The 17,647-nt window shown below is 44.5% G+C and carries 15 protein-coding genes; 7 read left to right on the plus strand and 8 right to left on the minus strand.

Annotation, left to right across the window (positions count from 1 at the left end; genetic code table 11):
* Positions 1-114: 114 nt before the first annotated feature.
* On the minus strand, positions 115-570 hold the full coding sequence (locus tag QUB66_RS18210) for a helix-turn-helix domain-containing protein (protein WP_332969029.1): 456 nt from the start codon (positions 568-570) through the stop codon (positions 115-117).
* A gap of 218 nt (positions 571-788) precedes the next feature.
* On the opposite strand from QUB66_RS18210, the gene gatA reads away from it, so the two are divergent.
* Positions 789-2,249 carry an Asp-tRNA(Asn)/Glu-tRNA(Gln) amidotransferase subunit GatA gene (gene gatA, locus QUB66_RS18215; RefSeq protein WP_332969064.1) on the plus strand — a complete coding sequence of 487 codons (1,461 nt, stop codon included), beginning with the start codon at positions 789-791 and terminating at the stop codon, positions 2,247-2,249.
* Positions 2,250-2,373: 124 nt separating this feature from the next.
* The gene (locus tag QUB66_RS18220; RefSeq protein ID WP_332969030.1) at positions 2,374-3,348 is read left to right on the plus strand and encodes an alpha/beta hydrolase; all 975 of its coding nucleotides are present in this window, start codon (positions 2,374-2,376) and stop codon (positions 3,346-3,348) included.
* 190 nt (positions 3,349-3,538) lie between these two features.
* On the opposite strand, the gene QUB66_RS18225 is transcribed toward QUB66_RS18220, so the two are convergent.
* Entirely contained in the window at positions 3,539-4,282 is a 744-nt protein-coding gene (locus QUB66_RS18225; RefSeq protein WP_265239624.1) for a pentapeptide repeat-containing protein, read from the minus strand.
* 273 nt (positions 4,283-4,555) lie between these two features.
* Positions 4,556-4,771: a hypothetical protein gene (locus tag QUB66_RS18230; RefSeq protein WP_332969031.1), complete on the minus strand. Its 216-nt coding sequence runs from the start codon at positions 4,769-4,771 to the stop codon at positions 4,556-4,558.
* Positions 4,772-4,940: 169 nt separating this feature from the next.
* Between QUB66_RS18230 and QUB66_RS18235 the strand changes: the two genes are divergently transcribed.
* Together QUB66_RS18235 and QUB66_RS18240 are read left to right on the plus strand one after the other, a co-directional pair.
* Positions 4,941-5,597 (plus strand): ATP-binding protein, encoded by a 657-nt coding sequence (locus tag QUB66_RS18235; protein ID WP_265239622.1) that lies wholly within the window; start codon positions 4,941-4,943, stop codon positions 5,595-5,597.
* Between the two features lie 287 nt (positions 5,598-5,884).
* Positions 5,885-6,223 carry a DUF3593 domain-containing protein gene (locus QUB66_RS18240; RefSeq protein ID WP_265239621.1) on the plus strand — a complete coding sequence of 113 codons (339 nt, stop codon included), beginning with the start codon at positions 5,885-5,887 and terminating at the stop codon, positions 6,221-6,223.
* Between the two features lie 109 nt (positions 6,224-6,332).
* Here QUB66_RS18240 and QUB66_RS18245 read toward each other — a convergent pair whose 3' ends face one another.
* The 3 genes from QUB66_RS18245 to QUB66_RS18255 form a co-directional block, all read right to left on the minus strand.
* Positions 6,333-10,235, minus strand: coding sequence for a DNA polymerase III subunit alpha (locus QUB66_RS18245; protein WP_332969032.1), 3,903 nt, complete (start codon positions 10,233-10,235; stop codon positions 6,333-6,335).
* Between the two features lie 233 nt (positions 10,236-10,468).
* Positions 10,469-10,888, minus strand: a complete 420-nt coding sequence (locus QUB66_RS18250) for a lysozyme inhibitor LprI family protein (RefSeq protein WP_332969033.1) — start codon at positions 10,886-10,888, stop codon at positions 10,469-10,471.
* Between the two features lie 16 nt (positions 10,889-10,904).
* Positions 10,905-11,219, minus strand: a complete 315-nt coding sequence (locus QUB66_RS18255) for a DUF2499 domain-containing protein (RefSeq protein WP_265239616.1) — start codon at positions 11,217-11,219, stop codon at positions 10,905-10,907.
* Positions 11,220-11,388: 169 nt separating this feature from the next.
* Between QUB66_RS18255 and csaB the strand changes: the two genes are divergently transcribed.
* The 3 genes from csaB (at position 11,389) to trmB (ending at position 13,979) form a co-directional block, all read left to right on the plus strand.
* Positions 11,389-12,432, plus strand: a complete 1,044-nt coding sequence (gene csaB, locus QUB66_RS18260; protein WP_332969034.1) for a polysaccharide pyruvyl transferase CsaB — start codon at positions 11,389-11,391, stop codon at positions 12,430-12,432.
* 31 nt (positions 12,433-12,463) lie between these two features.
* A complete protein-coding gene (locus QUB66_RS18265; RefSeq protein ID WP_332969035.1) occupies positions 12,464-13,216 on the plus strand; it encodes a Uma2 family endonuclease in 753 nt (250 codons plus the stop codon).
* 121 nt (positions 13,217-13,337) lie between these two features.
* On the plus strand, positions 13,338-13,979 hold the full coding sequence (trmB, locus tag QUB66_RS18270; protein ID WP_332969036.1) for a tRNA (guanosine(46)-N7)-methyltransferase TrmB: 642 nt from the start codon (positions 13,338-13,340) through the stop codon (positions 13,977-13,979).
* Positions 13,980-14,264: 285 nt separating this feature from the next.
* On the opposite strand, the gene QUB66_RS18275 is transcribed toward trmB, so the two are convergent.
* A complete protein-coding gene (locus QUB66_RS18275; RefSeq protein ID WP_332969037.1) occupies positions 14,265-15,779 on the minus strand; it encodes a dolichyl-phosphate-mannose--protein mannosyltransferase in 1,515 nt (504 codons plus the stop codon).
* A gap of 330 nt (positions 15,780-16,109) precedes the next feature.
* Entirely contained in the window at positions 16,110-17,183 is a 1,074-nt protein-coding gene (gene acsF / locus QUB66_RS18280; RefSeq protein WP_265239667.1) for a magnesium-protoporphyrin IX monomethyl ester (oxidative) cyclase, read from the minus strand.
* Between the last annotated feature and the right edge of the window lie 464 nt (positions 17,184-17,647).

Genomic DNA, 17,647 nt, shown 5'->3' on the forward strand with positions numbered 1-17,647 from the left:
CCCAATGCCCTGTTTGGCCAATGCCCAATGACTAATGCCCAATGACTTCTGCCAAAATAAAGGGGGTCGATCGCGAGGAGTGCGATCGACTCCCTCTAAAATATTGCGAACTATCTACTTTCTGCGTCGCCGCCGCCAGTCAACACCCAACCGCTTGAGGTAATCCCAGCCACGTTGGGGCCAGACATGAGCGCTACCAGTCTTTTCGGCAATCCAGAGAGCTACTTTGGGGCCTGTCCAGTCTCCGCCATCGGGGGCAGAGCCTTGCAGCGCTTGTCGCAGTTCTTCTTGCTGTTCTGGACTCAGCAAGGATTTTGCAGGAGGGGGCTGGCGGTCTCCGCTGCGGTTTCTCACAGAGTTAGGCCCTTCTCGGTTGTAGCGCTGGACAATTTCTTTGGCGTAGTCGTAGTTGATACCTACGACTTGGGCTGATTGTTTGATAGTCCAATTTCGAGAAACTAAGAGTAGCAAGTGCCAGCGGCGCGACTCTGTGGTGTTTTGTGCCTGCCGGTAGCGAAGTTTGAGTTCCTCTGCCGTCAGGTGAGATTCTAGGTGAGCTTTAGGTGGCATTCTTCCAACGGGGCATCGGGAACTTCTTACCATATATCTTTGGTTTTGGGGATAATTCCGGATGAAATTGTGTTCTTGGGGATCGTTGGGGCAAATACTTAGCTTTTTTTTACCGCAGATGCACGCAGATAGACGCAGATCAAGAAGGGCTGTAAGTGGGAGCAATTGCCAGCTATATTGGCTAAGTGGCTGAAAGTAGAATTGATAAAGGTACGAGCATGGCATCCATCCGCGAGTTGCACCGACAACTGGTCAATAAAGAACGCTCTGCTGTGGAAATTACTCAAGAAAGATTAGACCGAATTACCCAGCTAGAGCCGAAATTGAAAAGCTTTCTGTGCGTGACAGCAGATAGCGCATTGGCGCAGGCCCACAAAGTGGATGCCCAAATTGCAGCAGGCGAGGAAATTGGGCTGTTGGCCGGTATCCCGATCGCCGTTAAGGACAATATGTGCACCGAGGGCATTCCCACAACCTGTGGATCTCGGATTTTGGAAAATTTTGTGCCTCCCTACGATGCAACTGTTGTCTCCAAACTCCACGCAGCCGGTGCTGTGATTGTGGGTAAGGCGAATATGGACGAGTTTGCAATGGGGAGCTCGACGGAAACTTCTGCGTACCAAGTTACCGCCAATCCTTGGGACTTGGAGCGCGTGCCCGGAGGATCTTCTGGCGGTTCTGCCGCGGCGGTAGCTGGCGGAGAATGCGTCGTGAGCTTGGGTTCGGATACTGGGGGTTCGATCCGCCAACCTGCTGCTTTTTGTGGCTTGGTGGGGATGAAACCGACCTATGGGTTGGTTTCTCGCTACGGTCTGGTGGCCTATGCTTCTTCTCTCGATCAAATCGGGCCCTTTGGCCGGACTGTTGAGGATGCGGCGATTTTGTTGGGGGCCGTCGCGGGTTATGATCCGAGAGATTCCACGAGTCTGAATGTCCCAATTCCTGACTACGCTCAAGCTTTGAGACCCAGTTTGCGACCGAAGGGTCAGATTAGAATTGGTGTAATTAAAGAAACTTTTGGCGTCGGGTTGGACTCTGGTGTTAAAGATGCTGTGACTAAGGCGATCGAACAATTTCAACAATTGGGAGCAGAAATTCAAGTCATTTCTTGTCCCCGGTTCCGCTACGGTTTGCCCACTTACTACATTATTGCTCCCTCGGAAGCTTCGGCGAATTTGGCGAGATATGATGGAGTCAAGTATGGTTTCCGATCGCCCGATCCCGATAATCTGTTGGATATGTATGCCAAAACTCGCTCTCAAGGGTTCGGTGCGGAAGTTAAACGCCGGATTGCGATCGGCACTTATGTGTTGTCGGCTGGATATTACGACGCCTATTATCTCAAAGCTCAAAAAGTTCGGACTTTGATTAAAGAAGACTTTGAAAAGGCTTTTTCTCAAGTTGATGTTTTGGTCTGTCCCACTGCTCCGACTACGGCTTTTAAGGCAGGCGAAAAATTTAACGACCCCCTGAGTATGTATTTGTCAGATTTGATGACTATTCCGGTGAATCTTGCTGGTTTGCCAGCTTTGAGTTTGCCCTGCGGATTTGATGATCAAGGACTGCCAGTGGGCATACAACTGATTGGTAATGTTTTGCAAGAATCTCGGTTGTTTCAAGTGGCTCATGCTTACGAACAGTCTACCAATTGGCACTTGCATCGCCCGAAATTGGATTAATTTTTGAAAGTCGGCGGAACGGGGCGACGGAAGTTAGTAATAGATCTTGGCTAATGGTCTAAATTAATCATTTACGACCGTTAGCTTTTAAGCGATATCTAATTTCCCCCCGTGCCTATTTTCTATGAACAAGTTTTTGGTATTTCTTTTGTCTAAACCGCTAATAACTTTTGGGATGGTTTTGGCGATCGCTTATTCTGGTGCTTGTATATTTCTATTAGCAGCGCAAGGTAAGTTTATCTTTTTTCCGGCGCGGGCGATCGCAACTACGCCAGATGATTTTCAGTTGAAATATCAAGATGTTTGGCTGCCAATTCCAGCTAAAACAGGGGCGGTGGAAAGTGTGCACGGGTGGTGGATTCCTGCCTCGGAAAAACCCGGCAAATTTCGGGGCGAAGTCAGAGAAGCAGTTTCGGTTCCTTTGAGTTTGGGAGAATCAAAAGAGGCAATTCCGGTTTCTCCACTTAACAAGGAGAAGTTAGGGCGGGTAGTTTTGTACCTGCACGGTAATGGTTCAAATGTGGGAGCAAATGTCGAACACGCTAATAGATTTCATCGCTTAGGTTTGTCGGTGTTTCTGATCGATTATCGCGGTTACGGAAAAAGCCAGGGCGATTTTCCCAGTGAATCTAGGGTTTATGAGGATGTTGAACAGGCTTGGGATTATTTGGTGAAACAGCGCGGGATTCACCCAAATCAAATTTATATCTATGGTCATTCTTTGGGAGGGGCAATTGCGATCGATCTGGCAGTGCGCCACCCGGAGGCCGCGGGGTTAATTGTGGAGGGTTCTTTTACTTCGGTACTGGCAATGGTGGATTTCCAAAAACCGCTATTTAGGGTGTTTCCGATAAATTATTTGCTGACGCAGCGGTTTGATTCTCTATCAAAGGTCGATCGGCTACAAATGCCCGTGCTATTTATTCACGGGACTGCTGACAGTGTAGTTCCAGCCCAAATGAGCAAAAAACTGTTTGATGCAGCACCAGAGCCCAAACAGCTTTACATGGTTCCTGATGGAGGACACAATAATTCGGCACAAATCGGCGGTGTAGAATATCTGCGGGTAGTGAGCAAATTTCTAGGTACTTCCAAGTAGAGAAAAGCAGTTGTATAGCAAGAAACCGGGCTTCTGAGTTGAGTTTGTAGTAGTTAATGACGCATGGGGGCGAGAAACCGGGTTTCCACGAGTTTTGGTTTGGGTAACGAGAAATCTGCGAAGAAACCCGGTTTCTGGGTTCGCTAGTGATCGCCCAGAAGCAAAAAGGAAGTTATCGCGATCGTACCGCTTAATTGAACCTTAAAACATTCAGCCACCAGTCCTTGATGGGACGGCAATAATTGCAGTAATTGTTCGAGCTAATCGGTTGTTGTTTGTTAACTTCACAACCTCGCCGAGATATTTTGCGGTTCGGCATCCGGGCGCCGCATAAATTAGCATCTGTAAGATTAGCTTTGTTCAATCTCGCATCGCTCAAATCTGCCCCTCTGAGGTCTGCACCGCTGAAATTTGCACCGCTTAAATCAGCTTCTTTGATATCTGCACCGATGAGATTTGCACCAGTAAAATCGGCATTTCTCAGGTCTGTTCGACTTAGTTTCGCTGCTCTCAAATTACTACATTTTAAGTTAGCCAACTGAAGGGATGCGTCGATCAGAGAACTCTCGCTGAGGTTGGCATTTTCTAAGTTGGCTCCCCTGATGTCGGCCCTGCTCATGTCGGCTTTGCTGAGGTCGGCGTAGGCCAAAAAGGCATTTTTCATGTTGGCGTTGTTTAAATTAGCTTCCATTAAATCCGCCGCCGTCAAGTCGGCATCAACTAAGTCGGCCCTGCTGAGAGTGGCGCGGCTCAACGAAGCCCCAAACAAATCTGCACCGCTCAAGGAAGCCCCAAATAAGTCGCATCCGGGACATTCTCTTGTTGCTATCAGCCGCCTGAGTAGAGACATATTTTGGGCTGGTAAGGGAACTGCTGCGCAAAATGGGAGTAGCAGTATCGCTGCGGCCAGAATTGTCAGTTTAATTTTGGTCATAAGGTGTTGCGCATTTAAATTGTATATTTCAATTACTTATTCCGTACTTTTGACATCCTCCCCCTCTCTCCTTCTCCCCTTCTCCCCTTCTCTCCCTCGAACATAACAGACTGGACTTACGCAGGGGCTAAAAACCTTGTTTTCTTGTTAATTCTTCGCTGTCAAACCCAATATTTTTAGCAGAAACCGGGTTGTTGGCGCAAGTCCTAGTCTAGTGCATTGATACGCCTCGACGGTGTAAGATTTGTCGGCGATCGCATTTGCGGATATTACTTACACCTTTAGGATGAGAGCAAACACCTCAAAGCAGTTTTGCAGGCGATGGGCGAGTCGCCGTTTGCAGGCGCTGAATGCCTTGTATTTTCGAGCTTTTGACTGCTGGGGTAAATGGCTGGCTCCGGCAGTGGCTCGGTAATTTGTACCCGATGTAGTTGGATTTTGCTGCGGAGGGCGATCGTTCTCCGTACAGGCGATCGATAAATAAGCCAATTGGCTTAGACTCTTAAGACATATTGCTGATGCGATGCCTTCTATAAAAAAGATAAGATTGTGGTGCGATCGCCAAAATAATACTGAGTAAGCACGTATAAAAGACTACAGCTTTGCTCGGCGGGTGTTAAATGTGGTAACAACTAATACTTTTAGACAGGGAAAACAAATGTTGAACAGCATAGACGAACTAGCAGAAGGCGGCAGAGGGATCAAACTCATGTGGCAGATTGCAGACGCGCTGAGTTACACCCGGACTCCCGATGGTCGAAATTGTTTGTCTGTGAGCAAAATTTACAAAGTAGAAGGTCGCAATTGCTCCAAACAAACAAAAAAGGCTACCCCTTTAGATGGGTTAATGAATTTGTTAAAAAATAAGTGGGATTGGCAAGATGACATTGAGCAGGAAGAAGAACTGAATGAAAGTTCTGTTAAACAGATCAGCTTGCAAGTTAACACGGATATGAATTCTTTAACTAAAGTTTTGGACTGGTTTGAGCAGTTGCAAGATTTATCGATTTCCAATGAGGTTTGGTTCCAGTTTCAGTTAGCTTTAGCGGAAGGTTTCACTAATGCTGTTCGCCACGCTCACACAAATCTGCCAGTAGAAACTCCTATTCAACTGAAAATTACGGTATTGAACGGACGCTTGGAACTCAAAGTTTGGGATTGTGGCCCGCGTTTTGATTTTGATGCTAAGCTCAAGGAAATTATCGCAGCAGATAGAAAACCCGGCTTAGATTTAGAGGTTTTGAGCGAGCCTTGCTTGATGCCTCCCAGCAGACAGATAACTTTGGAAATGTCTCAGTTTCTGATAGCTGGGTAGAGGAATAATTGACAGACTGGAGCAGTTGAAAATGTGTTATGCTAACAACGGTGTTAGAGGAAAAGTTACGGGTTGTGTCTCCGCGTGGGTTAGGTTTTTTTAAGACTAGCGACCTGCTGCGGAGGAAGTTAAAAGCTATGGACTTGGGTGAGTCTCTAGCGGTTCGATAAAAATGGGTTAATTTGTCAAATTAGACATAAAAAATTCAAAGTAAAAGCTTAAAAATTATTCACATTAATTTTTGTTTTTTTAATTTATCATGATATCTGGTCGCTCACCAATTACTAATGATTTCCAAAGAAAGTTTATTTGTGCTATCCCTATTTCCCTACTTGGGATTTCTCTGGTTTTTGACTAAATCTGGAAAAACACCCCGTTTAGCTCTGATGGGATTTTACGGCACTTTGGTTTTTGTGGCTGTGACTATTCCTGCCGCAATTTACGCAAAAGTTGTCTACAATGAGTCTCTAGCAAATGTCGATTGGCTGCACGGTTCTGCGGAACTATTTTTGACACTTGCCAATATTTTAGTAGTTTTAGGTTTTCGGGAAGCGGTGATTAAGGCTAAAGAATCTTCACAAAATAGTGGTGAGGATCAAGATTGTGTTGTAGACGCGGGAGAATAGCGGTAGTTAAGCTGTTGTGGTATTGGAATTTAATTTTTGGGGCGGCGTCGAAGCCCACCCCACAAGAGATTAAAAGAAAGATGATTTTGAAAATTAGATGCACGTCGGCTTAGTTTGGCGGGCGTTTGTTTAGTTGGGCGAGATAGTTGAGATACTGGGAAATGCGATCGACATCCGCGTCAAGTAAACGACTGGCCCAAGAATGTATGTTAAGTTGCGATCGCACTTCTCGAAACACCGCAGCATCCCCGCGATTGTCGAGAGGAAAAACCCAAGCATCAAATCCCGCCGACTTGAGACGGCTAACAGCGCCCTCGCCATCTTGTACCCACAATTGACGGTTGATGCGAAGCGGTTGACAGGAATATTCACCGACAACGATTCCCCCGACAGAAACGCTAGCATCCTCTCCACGATTGGAAAGTTCTTGCAAAAGAGATTTGAGAGCATAGAGTTTTTCTGCATCTTGTACTTGCTGCGGTGTAAACTTGACAATCAGCATTTCTATAACTTCCACAGGTTTTGTCGATCGGGCAAAGTTGACCGGTTCCGCCGCCAAATAATTTTGTCTTTCCGGTTGCGCCGCCCAAGAATTTTGTGTTTGGGATGGCGCCGCCCAAGAATTTTGTATTTCTGGTTGGGCTACCTCAATTTCCTCTGGAACCTGTGCTGTTTCCACAGGCTTAGCAGTATCTACAATTATTTGAATTTCCTCGCCATCTTTCTCAATTTTTCCACTAATCAGTAAAACAGCATTGTCTATAATATATGGTTTCAGTTGTTCATAAGCCTTGGGAAACACAACAGCTTTGATTTGATGTGTCAAATCTTCTAATTGCAAAATTGCCATCGCGTCGCCTTTTTTCGTCACTACCATTTTGATAGCATTGAGCATGACAATAACCGAAACTTTCCCTTTTTTATCGGCTAACTGTGCCAGAGTCACAACATCTGGATCTTGATTAGATTGCAGCAGAAACTTCAGGGGATGTTCTGATACATAAAAACCCAGTAATTCTTTTTCTAAACGCAATTTTTCCTGTGTATCAAAATTTTTGACAGTCTTTGATTTTGGTGCAGACTCAAATTTATTGACCGACTTATCAAAGCTATTTCCACCTAACAAGTCAAACAGATTACCTTGACCACTTTCTCGATCTTTCTTGCGGTCTTGGGCCCATTTCATCACCCCTTCGAGGTCGTTTACCAATTGCTGGCGGTTGGGATCGATTTTGTCAAAAGCACCACACTGAATCAAGGCTTCTAGGGCGCGGCGGTTGACAGAATGTAGATTTACGCGATCGCACAAATCCGGCAGCGACTTAAAATTACCCCCTTCCTTGCGTGCCTCCAAAATATTTTCAATAGCCCCCTCACCCACATTTTTAACCGCCGAAATTCCAAACAAAATTTTATGTTTTTCAGCCTTTGTCATCTCTATAGGAAGCGGCGTAAAAGTAAGTTCAGAGCCATTAATATCAGGTGGCTCAACGTCAATTTTCAGCTTGAGACAATTAGCAATATATCTCTGTACCTTCTCCTGGTCGCCTCTGTTAGCAGTCAGCAGTGCAGCCATGTATTCTACAGGAAAATTTGCCTTTAAATAAGCAGTTTGATAAGTGATATAGGCATAGGCCATTGAATGGGATTTATTAAAACAATATTCTGCGAATTGTAGCATTTGCCCGAACAACTCTTCGGCAATTCTTTGAGTGACACCATTCTTAGTTGCCCCATCAATAAATGTTTCCTTTTGCTTCTGCATTTCATCAGCCTTCTTCTTGCCCATTGCACGACGCAGCAAGTCAGCTTGACCTAAAGAATAGCCCGCCAAATCTTGAGCCATCCGCATAATTTGCTCTTGGAAACAAAGCGTTCCATAGGTCTCTTTTAAAATTGGTTCTAACAGCGGATGGTCATATTTAACCACTTCTCTACCGTGTTTGCGATCGATGAATTGTGGAATCAAACCAGCATCCAGCGGGCCGGGACGATAAAGCGCCAGAATAGAAGAAATATCATCCAGACAGGAAGGTTTAATTTTTTTTACTACATCCAGCATCCCAGAAGATTCTAGCTGAAAAATACCTTCTAAATCTCCTTTTTCTAATAGTTGATAAGTCTTTTCTACATCTTCAGGCAACTTTTTGATTCGAGTAAATGTCTCTTGAGCTCTGCGTTCTATGTCAGAAGGTAAAGCTTCGGCATCGATAGTTTTATTTTGCGTGTGCTTAACATACTCGACTGTTTTTTGGAGAGTTGTTAAATTTTTAAGTCCCAGAAAATCCATCTTCAGCAACCCCAAAAATTCCAAATCTTCCATGAAATATTGGGTAATCACTGCACCATTGTCATTCTTTTGTAATGGTACAATTTCATCAAGGGGTTGGGAAGAAATCACCACACCGGCGGCATGAACGCCATAGGTTTTGTTAGTTCCTTCAATGCGAATTGCCATGTCAATCCACTGACGCACTGGAACTTCGGTGCCAGTTTCTGCATTGATACAAATTGTATTTTCGTAGTTATCTTTAAATTCCTGTGCCGGTGTTCCATTGGAAATCATCACTTTGAGTTTTTCCGGTTTCCCCCGCGACACGGGAATCATTTTTGCCATTTCGTCGGCTTTTTTGTAGGGAATACCTAAAACTCTGGCAACATCTTTCAAGACAGCTTTTGATGTCATTCTGTTGAAAGTAATAATTTGTGCTACGCGGTCTGTACCATATTTTTCCGTAACATATTTAATCATATCGTCGCGTCTTTCTATGCAAAAATCACTATCGATATCTGGCATAGATTTACGTTCGGGATTTAGAAATCTCTCGAATAGCAATCCGTGGTGTACGGGGTCTATGTTGGTAATGTTGAGGACGTAAGCAACTAAAGAACCTGCCGCAGAACCACGTCCTGGCCCGACAGGAATATTGTTGTCTCTAGCATATTTCATGTAGTCCCAAACCACTAAAAAATATTCAGAGAAACCCATCTGCTGAATCATTTTTAGCTCATATTCTAGTCTTTGTTTGTAGACTGGGGGGATTTCGTTTCTGGTACGGCTTTTTAGGCGTTCTAATAGTCCTAACCAAGATATTTCTTCTACATAGGTATCGGCGGTATGTTCTGGGGGAATTGGAATTGTGGGAATCCGAGCTTCACCTGTTAGCTCGTATCTTGATACTTTGTTTGCTACTTCTAGGGTAGTTTCGATCGCCTCTTTGATGGTTTCGTCGTCCAAATGGTCTCGAAACAGTTGCGCCATCTCGTCAGCGGACTTAAGATATTCAGTACCGCTGTAGCGCATCCGCTTATCTTCTTCAATCAGTTTGTTGGTGTTGATACAAAGCAAAGCATCGTGGGCTTCTACGTCGTTGCAAGAAATATAGTGAGAATCGTTAGTGGCGATTATTTTTATATTGAATTCGCGGGCAATTTTGACTATTTCCACATTCACCATCCGGTCTTCTTGGGAACCGTGGTCTTGAATTTCTATATAGTAGTCATCCCCAAATACTTCTTTATACCATTTGGCAACTTCGCGGGCTTCATCTAGCTTGTTTTGCAGAATCATTTGGGGAACTTCGCCACCCAAACAAGCGCTGGTGACAATTAAACCTTCGGAGTATTGTTTTAGTAGGTCTTTGTTGATACAGGGGCGGGCAAAAATACCTCGTTCTGGCATTCCCTTTAAGTGGGAAATTGTGGTGAGTTTGACGAGGTTTTTATAGCCTTGGGTATTTTTTGCTAAGACAACTTGATGGTATTTTCTTCTACCTCGAACTTTGACTTCGATGTCGCCGTTGACGACATACATTTCATTGCCAATTATGGGCTTGATATTTTTATTTCGGCAAACTTTGATGAGTTCGATCGCACCATACATCACTCCGTGGTCTGTAAGGGCGATCGCGGGCATCCCCAATTCCACCGCCCGATCGGCGAGCGGCTGTAGCTGAGAAGCGCCATCTAGGAGGCTGTAATCGCTGTGAATGTGCAAACCAACGAAGGACATGGCGATTTGAGATTTTAGCTTTTAGTTTTTAGACTTTAGATTGTACACGATTGCCGTTGAAAAAGATAAATTGATTTTTTATTTTACAGCACCCTCAACGTACAAAAAAAGGTTTTTTGAACGAGAAATATAGGTTTTGATGCTATATTTTAGATCAAAAACCAGAGTTTTACCGCAGGTACAACATCTCACAGAAGAAGTCGGTAATCTAATAGCTAATTCGGTTAATTTGCTTACAAATTTGCTTGCTCCAAATAACCTTCCAAATCTTTAACGCGCTGTTGTGTCACTTTTGCTTTGCAAGAAATGTAGACAGAAGGAGCTAAAGTACCGCCTTCAAAGTGTCCTGCTGAATAATTACAAGTTTCATCTCTAAATTTTACCCAAGTACGCTGTGCCGTAGTCAATCTCTGCTTTTGTTTGCTGTTGATTATTGGCAGAATTTGCTGATATAATTGATTGAGTTTGGTGTCTGCTGCTTTAAACTCCTGAGTCGAACATAAAGTCATATCAACCGTGGTTTGAGGGCTTTTACAGTTTGGCTGTTGGGCGATTTGCAGTCGGTTGTTGCTGGCTTGGCTGGGAAGCAAAAATCCGGCTGCTAGCAAAAGTGAACTTGTTGTAAATGTTGCCCAAAAAGTGCTATTTTTCATTGATTTGACACCTCTTTTAATCTTGAATTTTTTCTGGTGGTTGAGCCGATCGCCAAATCAACCAAGCCGCCGCCCACAGAGTAAAATTGCCGATGAGAGTCATCGCCGCTTGCAGGGTAACGATCCATTCAAGGGCTGGGGAGTTGTCAAAATAGTGCCAAGTACAAGCACACATGGCGCTGACTAGGGCGGGCAGCATTCCGGCGGAAAGGGCCCACCAAGCTCGGTTTTGAGTGACTTCGCCGTAAGTCCAAATCAACCAGATGGCGGCAATCCACTCGACGACGCTAGAGATGTGAATAATCCAGGTGGGAATTGACAAAGCGTGCATTTTTTGTATTCTAAAATAACAGAGAACGGGGAAGATAAAATATGTATTTATTTGTTTAAGGCTGTTGACTGTTAACTGTTGACTGTTAACTGTTAAAATATTTTACGAATCGACCGCAACAATTAGATATTGTAATACTTAGATTCCCCATTATAAACCAAGAGTAGAAATGCGAGCAATTTTGTGCGGCTATTACGGTAAAGGCAACGGTGGCGACGAGGCGCTGTTGGCATCGCTACTGCAAATGTTACCAGATGGGGTGACGCCGATCGTCCTTTCTGGCAATCCTGTCGAGACAAATCAGCGGTACGGGGTAGCTGCGCGCGATCGTATGAATGCGTTTCAAGTCCTCGAAGCACTCCGCAGCGCCGACGCCCTAATCTGGGGAGGCGGCAGTTTAATCCAAGACGCTACCAGCATGATCAGCCCTTTCTATTATGGCGGTTTAATGGGACTAGCGCAACAAATGGGCTTAAAAACAGTTGCTTGGGCCCAGGGAATTGGGCCTTTAAATCGAGAGATAACCCGCAAATTATCTCAGCGGTGTTTTGCTGGATGCACCGCCGTCAGCGTGCGGGATAAAGGCTCAGCTACCTTACTTGCAGATTGGCAAATTCCGTTCACTTTAGCACCAGATCCCGTGTGGGCTTTAGAGAATTCCCCCGTATCCGGTTTATGGAATTTACCAGCGCCCAGAGTTGCAGTTTGTTTGCGATCGCATTCTACACTAACTCCCGCCCGTTTGTCAATCTTAACTCAAGCTTTAGTTGACTTTCAAAAAGCAACCAGAACCTTAATTTTACTGCTACCTTTTCAAGCATCTCGCGACTTAGAACTTGCCAAGCATTTGCACGAAGCCCTGCCGAAACGAAGTGAGATACTTAGTTTAGACGATCCGAGAAAATTGAAAGGACTATTCCGGGGAGTCGAAATGGCGATCGGGATGCGCTACCATAGTTTAATTATGGCAGCTTCGGAAGAATGCCGCTGCTTTGCTCTCAGCTACGATCCCAAAGTTAGTCAATTGATGGACGAGTTAGAAATGCCGGGGTACTTATTATCAGAATTGCCCGAAGATCCTTATTTAATCAGCAAAACCTGGATCGAACACTACGCCAACGGCGACGCATTATCGCAGGAAAGGATAAAATTTATAGTAGGGCGATCGCTCTTCCATCGGGAAGTATTGCGAACAGCGCTCCAGCAGTCTTAGTAATAGCAGTCTCAATAAAAGGTAAAATACCGTGACAGCCACTACAGCCGACTTAAAGATTACCTGGGAAAAATTGCCAGACGATTTCATTTTAGACGAGGAACCTGTGGAAAATATCGACCAACCCTTGCTAGCCGCCGCCTTGCGCGAAATCCTAGAAATCGCAGGGCTAATTTTAACAGGAATATTAGTTGCCCCAAACATGGGAATTTGCGCTACATTAAACGACAAGCTAGTTATCAAAGCTCCAGATTGGTTTTATGCCCGCAACGTCCAGCCGCTTTCTAGTCAAGAAATTCGCCGCAGTTACACTCCCAATTTAGAAGGAGATATTCCGGCGATCGTCATGGAATTTTTATCAGCTAGTCCCAACGATGAATATTCTAGCAAAAAAACTTATCCCCCCGGAAAATGGTATTTTTACGAGCAAATATTGCGAGTTCCAATCTATGCACTTTTTGAGCCAGCCGCCGGAGTGTTAGAAGTCTACTACTTGGATTCATCTGGAAAGTATGAAGTACAACCACCCGACGCTTTCGGCCGTTATTGGATTCCTGGAGTTGGGTTATTTCTGGGTGTTTGGCAGGGAACAAAAGCCGAAAGAACGGGATATTGGCTGCGGTGGTGGGATGAAAGCGGAGAGATGTTATTGTGGGGTGCAGAAATGGTAGAAAGAGAAAGGCAGCAAAGGGCGATCGCCCAACAGCAAGCCCAACAAGAACGAGAACGATCGCAAAGATTAGCCGCACAATTAAGAGCAGCAGGGATTGAACCAGAAGCTTGATACAATAATTAGAAATAAAAAATCGCAGTGTTATGATTTTTTATTTCTAAATTCATCTGCGTGAATCCGCGTTAATCTGCCCACATCAGCGGTTAAAAATTACATTCAGGAGACATCAAAATTGGGAAGAGTTAGAGTTCGGGAACACGTCAATCCCCTATCAATTAGATATCAAGCATCCGCAAGTCCCCCAGATTGGACTAAAATCTATGCCGACTTAAATTTGCCGCTGCATTTAGATATCGGCTGTGGCAGAGGAAGGTTTTTGTGGCATATGGCGCAAATTCAAACAGATTGGAATTTTCTCGGATTAGAAATTCGGGAACCTCTGGTAGAAGAGGCGAATCTGTGGCGCGATGAAAAAGGTTTGACAAATTTACACTATTTGTTTTGCAATGCGAATAGTTCCCTGAAGCCAATTTTAGAAACTTTGCCCGCTGGTATTTTGCAGCGAGTCAGCATTCAATTTCCAGATCCGTGGTTCAAGAAAAAGCACCACAAACGGCGGGTAGTACAGCAGGAATTAGTCAGCGAGTTGGCTACTTATCTGGCTGTTGGCGGTGAAGTGTTTATTCAATCGGATATTGAGGAAGTAGAAGTCGAAATGTGCGATCGCTTTTCATCTCATCCCAGTTTTCAGCGTCAAAATGGCGGGGAATGGCTAGCAGAAAATCCCATGCCAGTTGCTACGGAAAGAGAAATTGCTACTCAAAAACGCGGGGAACCAGTTTATCGCGCATTATATCATAAACCAGGGTTTTAATGTCATAAACATGGATAGAAAAGACAGTAAGCGAGCAGGATCTATGCCCGTCTACAAGAATTATTAGAAATGTCTAATATAAAACAATACGGTTCACTTAAGACTCCTTCAGCTTAGAAAATTCCTAAATTTCCCTTAAAAAGGGAGACTTTAAAAGCTTTATTGTTCCACCCTTTTTAAGGGAAGGGCATCTCGGTTTTAAGTGAACCTTATTGTAATATAAAAGCTTTTTCGGCTGAATCTTTAGGCAGTATTTCCCACATAATTTATCGCTAATATTTTCACCTAAACCCAAGAAGGCAGCCACATTCTAATTTTCCATTCCATTTGCGACAAAGGCAGTCCCAAATAGATAGGCATCCAGAAAATAAAAGCACCCACAATCAAAAAACTAATTGTTACACCCATCCCTCGGAGTCGAGTTTGAGGGCTGTGCAGCCACCTGTCAACCCACCAAGCAAGTGCTAAGGCTCCAAACACAGAACAGCCCATATAATGATACAAAAATACGCAGCGAGTCACCTTCATCCAAGGCAGCAAATTAGCAGCCCAATTAACTATCAAATATAACACCATCCACATTTGGGCCGTCGGCGGAAACAAAATCGGCTGCTGCTGTTCTATGCTTTCAACAGAAGCCACTTGGCGCGTTTGGAACCACACCACAATCCGGTGAATTAAAACTCCTGCTACTAATATTAAAGCTAAAGTGGAAAACCACCAAAGGAAAGGATTTCCCATCGCGTGAACGTCAAAAATTGTCTCAGTTGCACCGCTGGGTAAAGGTGGCAAAACCGGATCTGGTTGTGCATTGTTGCTAGCAGTTTTGTAGAAGTAAACTATGGGGCGGAGCATCAAAGGCCAACTGTACCATGTGGAACAGTAAGGATGCACGCTAGGGCCACTTTTAATGCGTTCGTGATAAGTCAAAATTTCCGTTTGCATCTGCCAGAAATTGGGAGTTGGATTGAGATGCAGGTGAGGAATCCAGCAGATGCTGTAAACTAAAAGAGGAATTACAGCTAGACTCCAGCATACTTCAACAAAAGTTAGCTCAGTCAATTTTTGTACTGGACTTTCGGGCGGAAGGAGAGCAGAATTCACCTCGCGGATTGGTTCTTCATTTCCTCTCTTTGCCTGAATTAAACGCACGGCCCAAGCGCAGATTAAAATGAGATAAGCCCCCAACAAAAACCACAATCCGTTCCATTTGATAGCAGCAGATGCACCGAATCCTATCCCAGCTAATACTAGCCAAAGCAAGCGCTTTTTGCCTTCAGCTTCTACGGTTTTAAGAATAAATAATTGACCAAGTATTCCGAATAAAACTAGATAAATGTTATTGAGTGCGTAGCGAGATTCAACTAAAAATAAACCGTCGCAGGCGATAAATAAAGCAGCAAGAAAAGCAAAGGTGCGGCGGCGAAGGAGCTGATAGGCGAAGGCTCCGACAACTAGCGGGATAAAGGAACCTGTGAGAGCATTAATCCAGCGGTAGTCCCAAGGTGAAAGAATTGAGCCTGCTAGGCTGTTGACGGCGGTTTTCCCGAAAGGCAGATGAGTGCCGATCGCAATCCCGATCGCAATTATGTATTGACTAAGCGGCGGGTGAGCGTTGAAAAAAGGAGTTCTGGTGAGATAATCGTTGGCAAATTTGGCGTAATAAACCTCGTCAAATACGAAAGTGTTAAATCGCTCCAGTTCCCAAAAGCGCAGAGTTAAGGACACAAGGAAAATGCCGAGCATTCCTAGATAAAAAATCACAATTGATTTGTGGGATTGTTTTTTGTTCGCTTGCATAAAGTGCACCGGAATATCGTAGATTTGAGAGCCTGAATTTTAAAATACTGAGTTGAGAATAGCGTAAAAATTACCAACTTGCTAAAAATATTTTTTTACTTTTCTACTGCCATTCTCTCCATTGCCTTTGAATATCTTCTAGTTCAAAAGAGTTGCGTCTTCCGGTACTCGTATTACTCACTTTTCATCTCACAGTTAACTTCTTCATAAAGTTCCTCAATTGAATTTGAAACCCGATCGCCCTTTCACGAAAACCAACCTAACATCATACCAAAAAAAAGCGGCTCTACTTCCGCAGAACCGCCGTAACAGAGGATGAAAAATCAAAACTTAACGGACTGCACCTTCAACAGAAGGCGATTCGATCGTCTTCATGAAGTACAGTTTCACCAACTGCCAGCCGTTGGACAAATACAGAGGCAATTTTTGGAACAATTGCAAGAATTTCGGAGTTTCAGAAGCGACAATTGCGGTCAATTGCTGATTGTTTTTGAGGCAAATATCCAGCCGTTCATAAAATTCTGGATTGTTCACGTCTAGCATCACGGGGAAGACGCGACCTGCGGTTTCGTTGGTTTTTTTGATCACTTCAATGTCGTATTCGCGAGCATCGAGTCCGAGCGATCGATAAAAACCACCGCGCTGGATATCATTGAGATACATTGTCGCGAATACCGACAGCAAGAAGAAACGGCACCAAAGCTTAGCGCGCCAATCGTTCAGCATTTGAGGCTGAGCTCTCATCACCGCATCAAAGAAATCTCCGTGGCGGTTTTCATCCTGGCACCAATTTTCAAAGAATCGGAAAATTGGATAAATCTGATCTTCAGGATGCGCTTTCAAGTGCTGATAAATCGTGATGTAGCGCCAATAACCGATTTTTTCGGATAAGTAAGTGGCGTAGAAAATAAACTTCGGCTTAAAGAATGTGTAACTGCGGCTCTTTGTCAAGAAACCCAAATCCAGGGACAAACCAAAGTCCGACAGCGCTTTGTTGAGGAATCCGGCGTGTCGCGCTTCATCGCGGGACATCAGCAAGAAACCTTCGGCGAGTACCGGATTTTTGTCTTTGAGCTTGCGTGCTAATTCTTTGTAGAGCAAGAAGCCAGAAAACTCAGCGGTGCAAGAGCGTTCGAGGAATTCAATGAATAACTTGCGCTTTTCGCCGTCGATGTGTTCCCAAGATTGATCGAACTCGGCATCCCGCACGAAGTGGGTTTTGTTGTAGTCAACGCGGAACTCTTTGATAATTGCTTCGAGTTCGGCTTCGTTGATGGAGATGTCCATTTTGGCCATCTCGTCAAAGTCTGTTGTGTAAAATCTCGGCGTGAGAATAGTTTCTTTGGCTGGGGTTTTCGCTTCTTGCTGTTCTGCAAAAGCTGGTTTTTTGAGGGAATCTACCATATTTTTATTGGATTTTTTGCTTATAATTGCTCGCTCGTTTGAGGTATCGGAAGGGGCGATCGCCCTTTTATCTCCTACCAGCGCTGTGCGGCGCACTTTTGCGCTTTGTGTGGCATTCAGGTAAAAGCTGCTGAAATATTCCACGCCCTCCAGTGTACCAAGTTTTCGACCCTGAAAATATTTTGCTGGCGTTAAGAATTGCTACGCACAATTACTTACGGGCATGGGGCATGGGGCATGGGGCATGGGGCATTGGTAGTAAGCTGTTTTGCATCCCAATTGTGTATGGTGATTGAGGGGGAGAGAGGGAGAGGGGGAGAGGGGAGAAGATTTTTGATCGATCGTCGAAATATACAATTTAAATGCACAACAGCTTAAATAACCAATAACTTCGGACAATGCACAAAGATCTGCTGGTGTCAAACTGTTCAAACACCAGATAGAAAGTACAAAATGTATAAAGG

The sequence above is a fragment of the Microcoleus sp. A2-C3 genome, assembly GCF_036706065.1.
GTDB lineage: Bacteria > Cyanobacteriota > Cyanobacteriia > Cyanobacteriales > Microcoleaceae > Microcoleus.